Raw genomic sequence first — 14,369 nt, 5'->3', positions numbered from 1 at the left:
TAACAGGGGTGCCGTCACTACCGTTGCGCGTAAACGTCAGATCGGCGCGCGGTACACCGATTTATGCAACAACGCCGCTCCAGACCAGAAAATCATCTCTGCGCAGTTGCACGACAGGGTTCTGGGTCAGCATTTCACCAATGTTGCGCAAGTGCGAAAAGCGGTCACTGATATCTATGGCCTCGACTGGACGCGCGCGGTCAATGGTGTCTATTCGGTTGTCGATACGAATAACGATGTGTACTACAACACTGCCGACGGCTTCTTGACGAAATTCAGCCTGGTCGACGAAAAGAACCCTTCCGCAGGGATAAAGGGCATCAAGACCATCAACATGCGTTCGATTATCGGTCCGGACGCGTACCTCGTGGGCACGGGCATCACCTATGACGGAAAGCTCGTCGTCGCGTCCAATTTCACTGTGAGTGTTCTTGACCGCTCACTTGAAGGCAAAGCCCAAACGATGCGTCTCGCACCGGGTGAGGTCGTGACTAACTCATTTGCGATCGACGATCAGAATGGCATCTACATCGCCTCGAACAAGATCATGCACAAGCTGGTCTGGACAGGCACGAAACTCTCCGATGATCCTGTGGATGGCGCCTGGACATCGCCGTACGACACCGGCGATCAGCCCCCAACCATCAAGCTTGGCAATGGCACAGGGTCCACGCCTACGCTGATGGGATTCGGACGGGATCAGGACCAGCTCGTCGTGATCACCGACGGCGCGAATCGCATGCATCTGGTCGCGTTCTGGCGCAATGAAATCCCGACCGGCTGGAAAACACCAGCTGGAGCGAAGTCGAATCGCATAGCAGGCCAAATCGCCGTGACGGCCGGATTGACGCCGCTGCCAAAATTCATTCAGACCGAACAGTCGGTGGTCGTGAATGGCTATGGCGCCTTTGTGGTCAACAACATTTCGGAATCCGGCGAGAAGGACAAGCTTGTCGACGTACTGGCGCTTGGCCCCGTCAACCAGCCGGGGCACGGTACCGAGCGTTTCGAATGGGACGCGAAGACACATCGGTGGCATTCGGTCTGGACGAGAAGCGATGTGATTTCGATCAGCATGGTACCGAGCGTCAGTTCAGCGTCGGGTATCGTCTTTGTGAATGGCTATTACAAAAAGACTGGCTGGGAGTTGACAGGTCTTGACTGGAACACAGGCAAAACCGTACAGCGTGTCGAGTTTGGTAAAGACAATCTCGGCAACGGCGCTTACGCAATTATCCAGTACGCGCCGAACGGCGACCTCATCTTCAATAGCGTGGGCGGCCCGGTTCGCGTGCATCTGAAAGATCCAGCAAGAACCTGATCGCCTCACCGAACCTGAGTGATGGGCCGATCTCTGGAACCGTCCGGGGTCGGCTCATGCTCGCCGCCTGTCTGCGCCTTTCGGCCATTCGCAAAACCTAAGCAGAATCGTAAGACAACACCATGCATAAGCGTCGCTTCATTCGACATGTGACCAAAAGTCTGCTGGCGACCTTTTGTGTAGCCGGGATACCCCAAAATTCGTCGGCGACTGAAACGGGGGTCGGTCGTCCCATAACCGGTCAACAGGTCACGCCATACGGCGGAATCGTTCCCCCAACCAGCGAGTGGATCGTTTCGTGGGCGACCATCTATTACGACGGATCGCTCAGCGCCAGCAAGAAAGTCTCTACAGGGAATCAGATAACGGGCGGCCTGGATTATCAGGTTGTCTACACGATCGCCAACCTGGTGAAGACATGGGGTGTCAACCTGGCGGGATGGAACTTTGCTTCATCCATTGGTGTGCCTGTTCAATATTCCAATGCGTCGTCGTTCAACGGCCTTCTTCGTCCCGATCATGGTACCCAGTTCGCCGATATCTTCTTCGCACCCGTCATTGCCGGATATCGTCTCTCGCCAACCGACTACACTGCGCTGAGCCTGCAAATCTACGCACCGACGGGCGCTTACAATCCCAATCGTCTCGCCAATGCCGGTCAGAACACCTGGACATTTACGCCCACTATTGCCTATACGAAGATATTTCCGAAGAACAACGTCGAGCTGACCGTCAACTACGGCGTCGAGTTCTATACAACGAATCGCGATACAAACTATCACAATGCCGCGGTGAGCGTACTCGACGTGCTGGCGCTCAAGCGCTTCAGGAGCGGATGGAGCGTGGGCGTCGTCGGCGGGTGGATTCAGCAGCTCGGCAACGATACCGGTCCCACCGCTGATCTGATCGGTGGCGCTAAGGGCTATTCCGTCGGCATGGGTCCAATCGTAGGCTGGGCTGGCAAGATCAGGAAAACACCCGTTTCCGCGAATCTCCGGTGGGTCAACGAATTTGCCGCTCATGCAAGACCCAGCGGAAACGCAGTGCAGTTGTCGTTGAGTACAACCTTCGAATAGGCCAATTCCAGATGGGAACTAGCGGAAGAATGCGACGACCTGGAGAATCGTTCCAGCCCCTGCAATAACCGTGAACACTGCAGCCAGCCAAACGCCAGCGGTCTCTTCAATCCATTCGGCGACTGACGATGAATACCCGTCCCGGCCGCAGCTATTCCTCTGGCGTTGGCTCGGTATATTTTCCGCCATCCTTGTAACAGCCATCTCGCGACAATTCTTCGTATTCATTTTTGACCCGTGACGCAGAGAGAGGAGAAAGTGCGAGAGGCGTTGCACCTCCTGTCGACACTCTGCTATTTCGGCACCGATCTGAAAAACTTTAAGGTCGCGTTTAACAAAACCCACCTGCGATATGGCCATCGACCCCGCGCGTTCGAGCGGATGTCGCCGGGCACAAGGAGTGCGCGGTATCTGTCACACCTGGAAATAAGCGGAGCCAGAAATGAGCAGAGTTCTGACAATTGCAGCGGTCGTACTGTTGGCCGCCTCGGCGGGTGCCGACGCTCAGACGAAACCGGGGGATGGGCCGTCCAGCGACGCGGTGAAGGTTCAGTCCGGCGACGCTGTGAAGAGCCTCACTGACAAGGCGCAACAAGGCGGGCCGGGAAACGCGGAAGGAACGCTGATGGATAAACGATCGAAGGCGCTATCTCGGCAAGGCGCCTCCGCCGCCGGAAAGACAGGCGAAGTCAAGCAATGACCGTGGCTGAGTCCAGCTTCAAGGACGCGTAGCTGGACAGAGAGGCCGTGGCCGTCGGTTGGCAATGGCTGCACCCGCTGCGCCAGCCACCCATCCCGAACGTCTACAGCGCGGAACAATTCGCCAGTTTGCGGCGAGCCGTTTGCGTTCGCCCATCGCCACATACGCCTGTCGGCAAGCTCCCCCGAGCGGTGCGATACACGTTCGGGGCGACGCCGTACTCTCGCCGAAATTCACGCCCCATGTGAGAGGCATCCGAAAAGCCGCAGGTTGCGGCGATATCCGCCACCGTCCGGTCCGAGTCCGTCAACAGCCACGCTGCCGTCTTCAGTCGCATTCGACGCGCGTAGGCTAAGGGCGATTCACCCGTCTGTGTCTTGAACAGCCGTTGGAGTTGGCGCACCGACACCTCGACCCGATCGGCCAGTTCCTCCATGCTCAACGGTCGCCCAATGTGCTGCTCCATCAGATGAACGACTCGCCTCACCCGGGGATGCGTCACGGGCTCGGTGCCGGGCGGGTGCGGTTGCGGCGCGCTCGGGCGCTGCGCGTCTTCTACGAGAAGGATACGCAGCGCTTTCTGAACGGTCGCAACATCGATATGCCGCTGCAGGATCGCCGCTGCCACATCGATAGAAGCGCGCCCACCCGAGCACGTGATGCGGCGCCCATCGATCGCGAAGAGCCGGTCAGCGACAAGCAGGCTTTCGTCGACATGCGGAAAGCGTTCAATGTAGTCCCAATAGTGAAACCAGCTGACACACACGCGATGTCCGTCCATCACACCGGCGGTCGACAGCGCGAACACGCCGGTGCAAATGCCCACGAGCGTGGACGACGCATCGGCGGCACCGCGAATGAACCGAAGCGTGGCGTCGCTAACGCCCGGTCCCGAATGCAGCAGGCCCCCGATCACGACCACATAGTCGAAGCGCCCTGCTTCGTCGAAGGTCTGCCACGGCTGGACCTGAATGCCGCAACTCGCCCTCACTGGCGTCAGCGTTTCGCCGACTATCGTCCATGCACACCGCACCGGCTTGCTGAAATCGGCATCGTCGCTGGCAAGACGCAAGAGATCCACAAAGCCGGAAAATGCTGTCAGCGTGAAATTCGGCAGAAGGACGATTCCGAACTGCACGGGCGGCCTTCTGTCACGGAATTCAAGATCGGTTCGGGACGCCTTTGTCCGCGCCTCGACCTCGAATGAACCGGCTGTCTCGCCCATGGCCGGTTCACTCATCGGCTAACGGTGCTCGCGAAGTCTCGCGGCTGAAGATCATCGCGATCAACGCGATACCTGCCGCGCCGACCAGATACCACGCTGGCGCAAGCTTGTTGCCCGTCGCGCCGATCAGCCATGTCGCGACAAGCGGGGCCGTGCCGCCGAATAGCGCATTCGCTGCGTTGAAGCAGAAAGCGAAGCCGCTATAGCGCACCCGTGTCGGAAAGATCTCCGACAGGAAGCACGGCAGCGTGCCATCGTTCATCGTCAGCAATGCGCCGAAGGCGATCTGGATCGCGACGATCATCATGAAGCTCGCGCCTGCCAGCCCCTTGAAGAGCGGCACGGTCAACACCGCGAACAGGATCGACGCACCGATCAGCATCGACTTGCGTCCTATGCGGTCCGACAGTGCCCCCATCACGAACACCAGGCCGATGTAAGCCGTCAGCGAGATCGTCGCGGCGATGAACGATGCCGTCTCGTCCATGCCCAATTCCGTCGACAGATAAGTCGGCATATAGCTCAACACCAGATAGAAAGCGACGGCATTCAGGCACGTCACGCCGAACGCGATCAGCATCTTCATCCGATGCTTGCCCAGCAGTTCGGCAATCGGCGCGCGCGCAACGTGATGGTCTTGCTCAAGCGCCTTGAAACGCGGCGTGTCCTCCAGTTTCACGCGGATGTACCGGCCGATCAGACCAAACGGTGCCGCCAGCAGAAACGGCAAACGCCATCCGAACGAATGCAGCTGCTCGCTGCTCAGCACGGCATGCAATACAGCGATGAGAATCGAGCCGAACAGCAGACCTGCCGCCGTGCTCGCCGGTACGATGCTCGTATAGACGCCACGCCGGTTAGCCGGCGCGTATTCGGCGAGGAACGCCGAAGCGCCCGCGTATTCGCCCGAGGCCGAAAAGCCCTGAATTACGCGTACCAGCAGAAGCAGGACGGGCGCGAGCATCCCGACCTGTGCGTAGGTCGGCAATAGCGCAATGAGGAAAGTCGAGCACGACATGATCAGAATGGACAGCGACAACGATGTCCGCCGGCCGATCTTGTCGCCGAAGTGGCCCCAGACAATGCCCCCAATCGGCCGCACGATGAACGAAATGGCGAACACGCCGTATGCCGCCAGCAGTCCCGTGCTGCCGTCCGTCTTCGGGAAGAACACGACGGCAATGATCGTCGCGAGATAGCCGTACGACGCGTAATCGAACCATTCGACGAAGTTGCCGATAAAGCTCGCGCATGCCGCGCGCCTGAGCAGTTTGGGGTCGACCGATTCGTTCATGGAACTGTCACCTGCTCCTGAGGGCGCGATGACGCTGTTCGCGGGATCGCCCGACAAGGATCTTCTCGTGTTCATTGACTCTCTCCAGATCTGATGATGCGATGACGGTGCGCGGGCGGCAACTTGCGCTCACGCAGTGCTTCGGCTCTTTCAATCGAACCTCAATCGAACGAGCCTGCTTGAGTGCATGGTAGGAGTCCAATATCAACGAACATTTCCGGTATCGACGCAGTACTTTCTGTTTTCGACATCGAGGGTATACCTGATCCAGCCGTCATCAGAATGCAAAAAACCCGCTGTATCCGCTGACGTTTTGCAACGTCGGCGAATGCAGCGGGCAACCTTGGCCGATAACTATCAGATCGAGCTGGAATGCACGTCGCCTTGCAGGCGGTCCCCAGACGACGAGGTGTGAAAGAGCGGATGTCGGCGCGCGAGCAGGAAGTACGCGATACCGCCCGTCAGAACACCAGCGCGACGAACTGGCCGCCGCCCGCCGCGAGCACGATCTTCTTCGCGCTCGTTTCCGCCGGAAAATAGCGGCTGTAGTCCGATGCGAAATTGGCCCAGCCGATCGGGTAAGAAAACACGATCCCCATTGCGATCAACCACGTGCTGAACGAGCCGCCACCATGATTGACCTGCGACGCGATTGCGACGCTAGTATGCGGCAACACGAATGAGGCGAGTCCCGCAAACAGGACCGCGAGCACTACCGCGATCCATTTTTCCGCCGCAATGATCGTGGCGTGACCGAAGATCGCGAGCACGATCTCCGCGGCCAGAATGATCGCAAGCGAGACCCACACCACGCCGTGACTGTGAAAGCCGCCCATTTTCAGCAGCGATTCGAGTGCCCCTCGTTAGCAGGTTCTATTCATCGCGATATGTCGATGTGTCGGCGTCGCAGTCAAATCATCAACGGTCATATACCGGCAATCGCGCGCAAAGCTGCGCAACCTGCTCGCGTGCGCGGGCTTCCGTCTGCGCGTCACCCAGATGATCGAGCACATCGCATACGAGTGATGCCGTGAGCTTCGCATCGTTCTGATCGAAACCACGCGTGGTTAGTGCAGGCGTGCCGATACGGATGCCGCTCGTCACGAATGGCGATTGTGGATCGTTCGGCACCGCGTTCTTGTTCACGGTGATATGCGCGCGGCCGAGCGCGGCGTCCGCGTCCTTGCCCGTGATGCCTTTGTCGATCAGGTCCACCAGGAACAGATGATCGTCGGTGCCGCCCGATACGATCTTATAGCCACGTTCGATGAAAACGGCCACCATCGCGCGCGCATTGGCCAATGTCTGCTTCTGATAGGCAATGAACTCCGCTCCGAGTGCTTCCCGGAAAGCGACCGCTTTCGCCGCGATCACGTGCATCAGCGGGCCGCCTTGCGTGCCCGGAAAGACCATTGAGTTGAGCTTCTTTTCGATCGCTTCATTTGCGCGCGCGAGAATCAGGCCGCCACGCGGACCGCGCAACGTCTTGTGCGTGGTCGTCGTCACGACATCCGCGAACGGAATGGGATTCGGATAAAGGCCGGCGGCAACAAGGCCCGCTACGTGCGCCATATCGACGAAAAGATACGCACCGATACGATCGGCAATCTCACGAAAGCGTGCAAAGTCGAGCACACGCGAGTACGCCGAAAAACCCGCAACGATCATCTTCGGCCGATGTTCGAGCGCGAGCCGTTCGACTTCGTCGTAATCGATCAACCCGGTTGATGCATCGACGCCGTATTGCACCGCATTGAACACCTTGCCCGAAAACGACACTTTCGCACCGTGCGTCAGATGACCGCCGTGCGCGAGGCTCATGCCGAGAATGATGTCGCCCGGTGCGAGCAAGGCCAGATACACGGCTGCGTTGGCCTGCGAGCCGCTATGCGGCTGAACGTTCGCATACGCTGCACCGAAAAGCTGTCGAGCCCGTTCGATCGCGAGCGACTCGACCACATCCACATGCTCGCACCCGCCGTAATAACGCTTGCCGGGATAGCCTTCCGCGTACTTGTTGGTCAGCACCGAACCCTGTGCTTCGAGCACGCGCGGGCTCGTGTAGTTTTCCGATGCGATCAGCTCGATATGATCTTCCTGCCGTTGCCGCTCGAGCAGCATCGCATTCGACAGTTCGGGATCGAAGCCTGCGATCGTCTGTTCTTTTGAAAACATCGGTGAAGCCTCCTGCCATGTTTGATCGCCTGCGGCGTATGCCGCAGGCCTTCGTGCTGTCGGCCCTTAAGCCCCGATGATGTTGTGGTCCGGCCCATACGGAAAACCGGTGATGTTGGTCGCGCCTTTCTCGCCGATCACGAGAATGTCGTGCTCGCGGTAGCCGCCCGCGCCCGGCAGGCCTTCCGGCAGCATGATCATCGGCTCCATTGAGACAACCATGTTCGGCTCCAGCACCGTATCGATGTCTTCGCGCAATTCGAGGCCGGCTTCGCGTCCGTAGTAGTGGGACAACACGCCGAATGAATGGCCGTAGCCGAACGTGCGGTACTTGAGCAGCCCGTATTCGGCGTAGATCTTGTTGAGTTCATTCGCGATATCGCAGCAGCGCGCGCCCGGCTTGATGAGTTTGAGCCCGGCTTCATGCACCTCGACATTGACCTTCCAGAGCCGCAGATGCTCGTCCGGGCAATGATCGAAGAACATCGTGCGTTCGAGTGCCGTGTAGTAACCGGCGATCATCGAAAAGCAGTTCAGGCTCAGGATGTCGCCCTTCTGCACCTTGCGCGTCGTCACCGGGTTGTGTGCGCCATCGGTATTGATGCCGGACTGAAACCACGTCCACGTATCCATCAATTCCGAATCGGGAAAGCGGCGCGCGATTTCGCGCACCATTGCCTGCGTCGACGCCAGCGCCACTTCGTGCTCGGGCACGCCTTCATGCACGGCTGCCGCGAGTGCCGCGCCACCCACGTCGCACACATTCGCGCCGTGCTTGATCACTTCGATTTCTTCCGCCGACTTGATCATGCGCATCCGCATGGTCTGCGCGCTGATATCGACGAACTCGACGGACGGCAGCGCGGCCTTCAGTTTGCCGAGTACTTCAACGGGGAGTTGATCAAACTCGACGCCCACGCGGCCTTTGTTCTCGATCTCGCCCTGCACGGCACGAAAGAAGTTGTCGCGCTGCCAGTCGGTATAGACCACGTTGTAATCGCCGACGGTACGACGCCACGGCTGTCCGCCGTCGATATTCGCCGAGATCGAGACGACCTTCCTGTCCGTCACGACCAGCCCGTACTTGCGGCCAAACGAGCAGTAAAGAAAATCCGCGTAATAGTTGATGTTTTGATACGAGGTGAACAACACGGCGTCGATGTTCTCGCGCGCCATCAGTTCACGCAGCTTGCCTTGACGGCCTTCATATTCGGCATCGGAGAAAGTGTGCTTCACTTTCTCGCCGTTCTCGATCCGGATCAGGTTCTCCAGTTTCATGCGCTCGACTCCTCGGTGAAAAATGCAGTGGAAGTGAGCGAATGTTAGGAGTGTGGCAATTCAGAATATTTCCCGATACGACGTCAGACTCTCTTATTTCGACATTGAGGGTTAACCACAACGGGGCGCGGAGCGCGCGTCGCTGGTGGATTTCGAGGCTTATAGCGCCTTTTGATAACGCCTGCGGTCTGCCATCGGCGAGATGTGAAACTGCGCCTTGTAGCGGGTCGCAAAATGCGTCAGCGACGTGAAACCCGTGCGTGCGCACACTTCTTCGAGGGACTTTGCCGTTCGGTAGAGCAACTGCCTCGCGCGCAACAAGCGGATTTCCAGGTATGCCTGCGCGGGCGTCTTGCCTAGCCGCTCCTGAAACCAGCGTTCGAGTTGTCGCTGCGAGACTTCCAGAAACGCCGCAATCTCGGCCACCGAAAGGGTTTCCTCGACATTGCTCTCCATGACCTGCAGCGCTTCGTCCAGTTTCGCGTGCTCGGCACCGATGTACTGCCTCAGCGATGTGACCTGACGTTGTTCATGACTGCGCCGCTCGGCGATAAGCAGTTCGAGCACGCGCGCGGCGAGCGAATGGCTCCCGGGCGGCATGCCGAGCAGATGAATCATCAGATCGAGCGGCGCAACGCCGCCGCTGCACGTATAGCGGTCGCGGTCTACCTCATACAGGCGGTTCGACACCGTGAGTTTTGGGAACTGCTCGAGTAGCACGTCCTGGTCTTCCCAGTGAATCGTGCATCGATATCCATTGAGTAGACCTGCTCGTGCCAGAAAATAGCTGCCCGTGTCGAGGCCGCCCAGCGCGGTCCCACTGCGCTCATGTAAGCGCAGCCAGTCCAGCACGGCGCCGATCCCCTTGCGCGGAATCGGATTGGGCCCGACAACGAAGACGGCGTCGAACTTGCCGGCTTCCGCCATCGACGTGTCGGGCATCACGCGAATCCCGTCGCTAGAACACACGTATTCGTTGCTCGCGCCGATCAGCTGGTACTCGTAGACCTTCCGTTCGATGAGCATGTTCGCGATTCGCAGCGGATCCACGGCGGTGCCCAATGCGATCAATGAGAAGTTGTCCAGCAGCAGAAACCCATAACGCGTGACACGCAAGTCATGCAATCCTGCATCGAGGCGACTTTCGTGGCGAGTTTCGTGGGTTGACGACATGGCCGGTTAGCGGGGATGGGGAATAAGCACGCATCATAGCCGCAGACTGTTCAATATGATGGTGACCGCCGCCGGTGAGGGACTGGATCACCGAGTGTTCCTTTGCGGCGAAGTTGCAGTCCTGTCACTTACGTGGCTGGCAGTCCATACATCGCACTATAATTTTCTTGCGTTTCGGAAGGCAGATCCGAAACCTCCAAGGACGGTAATTCAAATCTACGCTGACGCGCAGTGGTGAGGTGCTCCAATGAAGCGCATCGTGCTGCAAGTGCTGACGATGGTTTTCGCGGCCTGCCTGATACCTGGCTGCGCCGAAACCCCTTCCACGACCGCTGAACCCAATTACCAAAACCGCGCTGTCTCACGCGCAGACGGCGACCTGCGAGTGTCGACAGCGGTACTTTCATCAGATGAAAGCAGGGCTCTGTACGACGCTGAACTCGCCAAAAGGAAAATTCAGCCCGTCTGGATTGAAGTCGAGAATAACGACCGTCGCAGCTATTTCCTGATGAGTCCAGGGCTCGATCCAAACTTCTTTCCGCCTTCAGAAGCAGCAGAGGCGTTCAACAGTGACGCGACGCAGCAACAGCGCAGCGCACTCGACCAGCGCTTTACCGCACTCGCTTTCCGCAACCCGGTTCTGCCAGGGCAGACGGCCTCCGGCTTCGTGCTGACCAACCTCAGCGAGGGCGCAAAGCTGGTCGAGGTGGACCTCGTCGCGAGCGGGCGGGCGCAGACGTTCTCGATCCTCACCGTCGTGCCCGGGTTTCAGGCCGACTACAAGACAAGCAACGTTTTCAAGCGAGCGGCTGACCCGGACGTTTCTGTTGTGGACTATACGGATGACGACGCCTTCCGCTCTGCGCTCGAAGCCTTGCCATGCTGCGTCACCAACAAGGACGGCTCGAAGAATGGCGATCCCATCAACCTGGTAATCGTGGGCGGTCTCGACGACGCCTTTCCCGCGCTGGTGCGGCGCGGCTGGAGTCCGACCGAGCAGAAGTGGTCGGGGGCGATCTGGAAGATGGTGACGTCCGCGCTCTCCGGCGAACCCTATGTCAATGCGCCCGTGAGCGATCTCTATCTGTTCGGCCGCGCACAGGATCTCGCGCTGCAAAAAGCACGTGACACCATCCACCAGCGCAACCATTTGCGGCTCTGGCTCGCCGCGATGCGCTACCACGGCAAACCCGTGTGGGTGGGCCAGATCAGCCGCGACATTGGGGTGCGCCTCACCGTTCATTCGCCGACGCTCACGACCCACAAGATCGACCCTGACGTGGACGAGGCGCGCACCGCCCTGACGGAAGACATGGCCTATTCGCAGAGCCTCGTGAAGCTCGGTCTCGTCTCGGGCGTGGGTGCTGCGCCGGAGAGCGCGCCGCGCGAAAACCTGACAACCGATCCGTACTACACGGACGGGTATCGCGAGGTGCTCGTATTCGACCATGCGCCGAGATCGCTTGCGGAGATCGAGCTATTCCCCTGGGTCACCGATGACGCGTTCAGGGAGACATCGTCCGGAGGGAAACGATGAGCGTCGTGCGCCCCTTACGTCGTGCGTTGAAGCGCGTGGTGTTCACGGCGAGCCTCGGGCTTGCAATCGCGGGCTGTTCGACATGGCAGGCCCCGCAGCATGTTGACGAGGGACCATTGCGCACGCGCGCCGTGAGCGCCACCCATCACAATGTGCGCGTGAGCGCGACCGTGCTGGGCAGTGAAGACAGCGTGCGCATGTTCGGTGTCGATATCGAAAAAACGCATGTGCAGTCTGTTTGGGTCGAAGTGCAGAATGGGACGTCGCAGGCGCTATGGCTGCTGCGCTCGGGTACGGATCCGGACTACTTCTCGCCGCATGAAGTCGCGTGGCCGTTTCATACGCTGCTCGGCGGCGCAACGAATACGCGGATCGACGACTACTTCAGCAGCCTCGGCTTCAAAAACCCAATACCGCCGGGAGAGACGCGCAGCGGCATTCTGTTCACGAACCCAGATCGCCGGACCAAGCTCGTCAATATCGATCTGTTCGGTAGTCAAACGCTGATCCCGTTCACGCTCTTTGCGCCCGTGCCAGGCGGCACGTCAGTCCCACAATACGATCAGCTTTCCTTCGCGTATCCCGAGACTGCGATCACCGACTGCCCGGATCTCGCGTCGCTGCGCGCCGCACTGGAACGCCTGCCATGCTGCGCCACCAACGCGGATGGCACCGTCAACGCCGATCCGCTGAACGCGGTCCTGGTCGGCCAGCTTACCGACATCGGGGCGGCGATGGTTCGACGCAACTATCGACGCGACTTGCGCGGGTCCGACGCCGTGGAGAGAGTCTTCGGGCGGGAAGCTGACGCCGTCGGGCGCAAGCAGGCGCAGGGAGGCGCGCCCGCCACATGGATACGCGTATGGCTTACGCCGATCCGCTTTCAGGGACAACCGGTCTATGTCGCGCAAGTCGGCCGCCCCGTTGGTGGACGCTTTGCGCCGCGCGGCGAGACACACCTCATCCTGCACGGCAACGTCGACGAAGCGCGGAACTTCCTGATCCAGGACCTGATGTACTCGGGCGGTCTCGACAAGCTTGGTTTCGTGTACGGTGTCGGCGAGGCAACGAAGACGCAACCGCGGACCACGCTCGACAACGCAAGCTACTATACGGATGGTTTGCGTGCAGTGATGTTCTTTGCGACGCGGCCGCTCAGCTTCTCGGATGTGCAGCTTATCGACTGGGTGCCGTACCTTGAGCAGCGCGAGGCGATCCAGCGCAGGGAAACGGGCGATGCATCCAAATGACCTGACCTTCGCTCGCCCGGCAGCGGCAATGATGGTTGCGTGCGCCGCTCTCCTGCTCGGTGCATGCGCGACGAAGCCGCTCCTCCCGTACTCGGCCGATACACCTCCGCTTGTACTGGTTCCGGCATCGCAGGCCGGCGTGCGGGACATGCGTGGGCACTTCCGCGAGATCTATTGCGCCGTCCTTGAAGCGCACGGCACCGCACTACCCGACTACCGGCCTTGTGACGACGCTCTGACGCGCGTAGGTGCTGAGCCGCCCGGTACCGGCAAGCCGGTCGATCTGAAGCCAACGCAACGGCACCTCCTCGCTGCTGTCGTATCAGGGATCGGGTACGACTGCTTCAGACCCTGGCTAAATACGCAAGGCACGGTGGTCGCGAATCTGCGCCAGTCCGGCTATGACGGAATGCTGATCGATGTCGATGCGCTGTCGGGTTCGGCGAATAACGCACGGCAGATCCGCGACGCTATCATGGCCATGCCGCCTCCTGAAGGCGCGCCACGCGTCGTGCTGATCGGCTATTCGAAGGGCGCGCCCGACATTCTCGAAGCGGTGGTGGCCTATCCGGAGATCCGCGGCCGCGTGGCGGCCGTAGTCAGCGCAGCGGGCGCGATAGGCGGGTCGCCGCTCGCTAACGACGCGGAGCAGTATCAGGCCGACCTGATGAGGCACTTCCCAGGGGCGACGTGCACAGCGGGCGACGGGGGCGCGGTGCAGAGTCTGCGACCCGCCACGCGCAAGGCGTGGCTCGCGCAGCATCCGCTTCCGGGCGAGCTGCGCTACTACTCGCTCGTGACGTTTCCGCAGCCGGAACGCATCTCATCGATTCTGAAATCGAGCTATGACAAGCTCGCGCGTGTCGATTCACGCAACGATAGTCAGGTCATCTTCTACGATCAGGTAATACCCGGAAGTACTCTTCTTGGATATGTGAACGCCGATCACTGGGCGCTCGCCGTGCCCATTGCCCGGACGCATCCCACCATCGGCTCGTTGTTCGTCACGCAAAATGCCTATCCGCGTGAGGCGCTGACAGAGACGATTCTGCGCTTCGTTGAAGAGGATCTGATGATGAACTCGAAGTGAACGAAGACGTCACCATCGTTCGTCGGCATCGACGAATTCTGGTTTGGTAGAGGGAACTGAGGGGATATCGCGAAGCCGGCCCTTGCGGCCCGGCCACGCTGTCGTGGCACGATGTTAAAACGTGCGCTACAAACGCCAAGACCCCGCTTTTGAGGGCGGGGTCTTGGTTTGCATAAGGAGCCTGACGATTACCTACTTTCACACGGGCAATCCGCACTATCATCGGCGTGGAGTCGTTTCACGGTCCTGT

At 59.7% G+C, this 14,369-nt stretch carries 12 protein-coding genes; 6 read left to right on the top strand and 6 right to left on the bottom strand.

Features of this window, described 5'->3' with window-relative positions; all coding sequences use genetic code 11:
* From SB822_RS53250 to SB822_RS53240, 3 genes are all read left to right on the top strand, one after another.
* On the top strand, window positions 1-1,321 hold a 1,321-nt coding region (locus SB822_RS53250), incomplete at its 5' end, for a hypothetical protein (protein WP_410858594.1).
* Window positions 1,322-1,443: 122 nt separating this feature from the next.
* Window positions 1,444-2,397, top strand: a complete 954-nt coding sequence (locus SB822_RS53245) for a transporter (RefSeq protein ID WP_039901868.1) — start codon at window positions 1,444-1,446, stop codon at window positions 2,395-2,397.
* Between the two features lie 442 nt (window positions 2,398-2,839).
* A complete protein-coding gene (locus SB822_RS53240) occupies window positions 2,840-3,097 on the top strand; it encodes a hypothetical protein (RefSeq protein WP_009769561.1) in 258 nt (85 codons plus the stop codon).
* Window positions 3,098-3,200: 103 nt separating this feature from the next.
* On the opposite strand, the gene SB822_RS53235 is transcribed toward SB822_RS53240, so the two are convergent.
* From SB822_RS53235 to SB822_RS53210, 6 genes are all read right to left on the bottom strand, one after another.
* Entirely contained in the window at window positions 3,201-4,322 is a 1,122-nt protein-coding gene (locus tag SB822_RS53235; protein WP_009769562.1) for a GlxA family transcriptional regulator, read from the bottom strand.
* A 7-nt stretch (window positions 4,323-4,329) separates the two neighbouring features.
* Window positions 4,330-5,616, bottom strand: coding sequence for an MFS transporter (locus SB822_RS53230; RefSeq protein ID WP_009769563.1), 1,287 nt, complete (start codon window positions 5,614-5,616; stop codon window positions 4,330-4,332).
* Window positions 5,617-6,077: 461 nt separating this feature from the next.
* Window positions 6,078-6,452, bottom strand: a complete 375-nt coding sequence (locus SB822_RS53225) for a cytosine permease (protein WP_236674170.1) — start codon at window positions 6,450-6,452, stop codon at window positions 6,078-6,080.
* Window positions 6,453-6,534: 82 nt separating this feature from the next.
* Window positions 6,535-7,791 (bottom strand): serine hydroxymethyltransferase, encoded by a 1,257-nt coding sequence (gene glyA / locus SB822_RS53220; RefSeq protein ID WP_410858593.1) that lies wholly within the window; start codon window positions 7,789-7,791, stop codon window positions 6,535-6,537.
* A gap of 66 nt (window positions 7,792-7,857) precedes the next feature.
* Window positions 7,858-9,069 (bottom strand): M24 family metallopeptidase, encoded by a 1,212-nt coding sequence (locus tag SB822_RS53215; protein ID WP_410858592.1) that lies wholly within the window; start codon window positions 9,067-9,069, stop codon window positions 7,858-7,860.
* A gap of 159 nt (window positions 9,070-9,228) precedes the next feature.
* Window positions 9,229-10,242, bottom strand: a complete 1,014-nt coding sequence (locus SB822_RS53210; RefSeq protein WP_410858591.1) for a GlxA family transcriptional regulator — start codon at window positions 10,240-10,242, stop codon at window positions 9,229-9,231.
* 247 nt (window positions 10,243-10,489) lie between these two features.
* Here SB822_RS53210 and SB822_RS53205 point away from each other — a divergent pair, with 247 nt between their 5' ends.
* From SB822_RS53205 to SB822_RS53195, 3 genes are read left to right on the top strand one after another with little or no spacing between them, the layout of a single operon-like run.
* Window positions 10,490-11,779, top strand: a complete 1,290-nt coding sequence (locus SB822_RS53205) for an LssY C-terminal domain-containing protein (RefSeq protein ID WP_094297779.1) — start codon at window positions 10,490-10,492, stop codon at window positions 11,777-11,779.
* The gene (locus SB822_RS53200) at window positions 11,776-13,029 is read left to right on the top strand and encodes an LssY C-terminal domain-containing protein (protein WP_094297780.1); all 1,254 of its coding nucleotides are present in this window, start codon (window positions 11,776-11,778) and stop codon (window positions 13,027-13,029) included. Before SB822_RS53205 ends, SB822_RS53200 begins: the two co-directional genes overlap by 4 nt.
* On the top strand, window positions 13,016-14,119 hold the full coding sequence (locus SB822_RS53195) for a hypothetical protein (protein WP_079488226.1): 1,104 nt from the start codon (window positions 13,016-13,018) through the stop codon (window positions 14,117-14,119). The genes SB822_RS53200 and SB822_RS53195 overlap by 14 nt, the downstream gene beginning before the upstream one ends.
* The last annotated feature ends 250 nt before the right edge of the window (window positions 14,120-14,369 follow it).

The sequence above is a fragment of the Paraburkholderia sp. SIMBA_054 genome (assembly GCF_046534875.1).
Lineage (GTDB): Bacteria > Pseudomonadota > Gammaproteobacteria > Burkholderiales > Burkholderiaceae > Paraburkholderia > Paraburkholderia hospita.
Note: the sequence above shows the minus strand (reverse complement) of the source record. Positions and strands in the feature narration are given on the sequence as shown.

What these genes read in the sequence shown, in the direction of transcription:
- SB822_RS53245 (WP_039901868.1), top strand. Translation starts at nt 1,444, where the DNA reads ATGCATAAGCGTCGCTTCATTCGACATGTGACCAAAAGTCTGCTGGCG.
- SB822_RS53225 (WP_236674170.1), bottom strand. Translation starts at nt 6,452, where the DNA reads ATGGGCGGCTTTCACAGTCACGGCGTGGTGTGGGTCTCGCTTGCGATC.
- SB822_RS53195 (WP_079488226.1), top strand. Translation starts at nt 13,016, where the DNA reads ATGCATCCAAATGACCTGACCTTCGCTCGCCCGGCAGCGGCAATGATG.
- SB822_RS53200 (WP_094297780.1), top strand. Translation starts at nt 11,776, where the DNA reads ATGAGCGTCGTGCGCCCCTTACGTCGTGCGTTGAAGCGCGTGGTGTTC.
- SB822_RS53235 (WP_009769562.1), bottom strand. Translation starts at nt 4,322, where the DNA reads ATGGGCGAGACAGCCGGTTCATTCGAGGTCGAGGCGCGGACAAAGGCG.
- SB822_RS53205 (WP_094297779.1), top strand. Translation starts at nt 10,490, where the DNA reads ATGAAGCGCATCGTGCTGCAAGTGCTGACGATGGTTTTCGCGGCCTGC.
- SB822_RS53230 (WP_009769563.1), bottom strand. Translation starts at nt 5,616, where the DNA reads ATGAACGAATCGGTCGACCCCAAACTGCTCAGGCGCGCGGCATGCGCG.
- SB822_RS53210 (WP_410858591.1), bottom strand. Translation starts at nt 10,242, where the DNA reads ATGTCGTCAACCCACGAAACTCGCCACGAAAGTCGCCTCGATGCAGGA.
- SB822_RS53240 (WP_009769561.1), top strand. Translation starts at nt 2,840, where the DNA reads ATGAGCAGAGTTCTGACAATTGCAGCGGTCGTACTGTTGGCCGCCTCG.
- SB822_RS53215 (WP_410858592.1), bottom strand. Translation starts at nt 9,069, where the DNA reads ATGAAACTGGAGAACCTGATCCGGATCGAGAACGGCGAGAAAGTGAAG.
- glyA (WP_410858593.1), bottom strand. Translation starts at nt 7,791, where the DNA reads ATGTTTTCAAAAGAACAGACGATCGCAGGCTTCGATCCCGAACTGTCG.